Origin of the sequence: Collinsella sp. LCP19S3_B6 (assembly GCF_052121815.1) — a bacterium.
Lineage (GTDB): Bacteria > Actinomycetota > Coriobacteriia > Coriobacteriales > Coriobacteriaceae > Collinsella.
The window spans coordinates 1-1,281 of record NZ_JBQKDN010000043.1 but is presented as its reverse complement, the minus strand read 5'-3'; the positions used below and the strand labels follow the sequence as shown (position 1 = coordinate 1,281).

Below are 1,281 nucleotides of genomic sequence, written 5' to 3'. Positions count from 1 at the left end.
GGGACTGCGGACAAAAAGTTGGACCGTTGAGGTCCGGAACGGAGTCCGCATGGCATACAGTAGGAGAATGGTGGAGAGGGCCAGGGCGCTTCGCGGCGCCGGGCTCACCGTCATGGAGATAACCGAGATACTCGGCGGGCCCGGCAAGACGTCCGTCTGGCGCTGGATCAGGGACGTGCGCAAGCCCGCGGGAAGGGCCGGTGGAGGAATGGACCTGCCGCGACTCGTCGGGGACGGCCCCGACTACCCCGACATCGATCCGGAGGACAAGGACGCCCTGATCGAGCGGCTCAGGCTCGAGAACGCGGTGCTGAGGGCGGTGCAGGACGTTTTAAAAGCCGGGAGCCTCGACGGGATGTCGAACAGGGAGAAGACCCTGGTGATAGACCGCCTGAGGCCGTGCGGGAAGTGGTCCTTGAGAGAACTCACGAGTTCCTTGGGGATATCAAAGAGCTCCTATGAGTACCAGCGCCGCGCGATCGCGAGGCCCGACCGGCGCGCGCCCCTGCGCGCGCTCGTGCGCAGGATCTTCACCGAGGACGGCGAGGGGGCGCGGGGGTACCGCTTCGTGACGGCGCGCCTGCGCGAGCTCGACGAGCCCGTGCGCGCCTCGGAGAAGGTCGTCCTCCGCATCATGCGCGAGGAGGGCCTGGTCCCCAGGTGGATGAGGAGGAAGAGGAGGCCCTACAGCTCCTATGCGGGCGAGCCGACGCCGGCCCCGCCGAACCTCGTGCGCCGCGACTTCCGCTCGGCCCTGCCGAACTTCCTGTGGCTCACCGACATCACCGAGTTCAGGCTGCCCTCCGGCAGGAAGGTCTACCTGTCGGCCATCAGGGACTGCTTCGACTCCTCGGTCGTGGCGTGGAGGGCCGGCGAGAGACCGGACGCCGCGCTCGCCAACTCGACGCTCGAGGACGCCTGCGCGCTGCTCGCGCCCGGCGAGCGCCCCGTCATCCACTCCGACCGCGGCGGCCACTACCGCTGGCCCGGCTGGATCTCGATCTGCGAGGGGCACGGCCTCGCCAGGAGCATGTCCGCCAAGGGCTGCAGCCCGGACAACGCGGCGATGGAGGGCTTCTTCGGCCTGCTCAAGAGGGAGTTCTGGCACGGCAGGGACTGGTCGGGCTGGACCCCTGCCCGCTTCATCGAGGAGCTCGGGGGCTGGATCGGCCGATACAATACGGAGAGGCGCAGCGATGCGCTCGGCGGCCGCACGCCGGCCGAGTTCCGCGCCGCGCTGGGAAGGGCCGCGTAACGGTCCAAGAAATCGTCCGCAGTCCC

General features: G+C 69.0%; 1 protein-coding gene. It reads left to right on the top strand.

The annotated features are described in order from the left end of the window. A partial coding sequence (locus ACTQWD_RS08670; protein WP_441559747.1) for an IS3 family transposase occupies positions 1–1,255 on the top strand: 1,255 nt, incomplete at its 5' end. Between the last annotated feature and the right edge of the window lie 26 nt (positions 1,256–1,281).